1 protein-coding gene is annotated in these 387 nt (G+C 45.5%); it reads left to right on the top strand.

What is annotated here, in order from left to right:
• A partial coding sequence (locus tag AC0ZWN_RS28895; RefSeq protein WP_476337723.1) for a hypothetical protein occupies positions 1 to 387 on the top strand: 387 nt, incomplete at both ends.

The following is a 387-nucleotide window of genomic DNA, read 5'->3' as shown; positions in this document are numbered from 1 at the left end:
CTATACCCGTCATGAAACTGAGGTGTTGGAAGATTATCTAGCGTCGGATGATTTTTATCCTGCTTCTGCTAGCCAAGATTATCCCCCGAACAGTGAACCCTCGGCAGTGCATGAGTATGCAAGTGATAGTTATAGTGACAGTTATGCAGACAGCGATTATCGCTATGATGAGGAATTTGGCTTAGATGGCATTGATAGTAGCGAGCATCTTAGCAGCCAGCAAATCGACATGCCGGTGGATGCGCAGTGGGATGATATCTATAGCTATGAATCTTCGGCAGCCATGGGCATTGATAGCGAAGACAGTCAGGATGATTATAAGCTTGCCACGCAAGGAAATATTCAAGATTATGTCCGTTGGCAACTGAATTTAAGACGCCTCTCCAC

This window comes from Pseudomonas sp. 3B-A001-10F (assembly GCF_056313565.1).
This window is presented reverse-complemented; position numbering and strand designations above follow the sequence as displayed.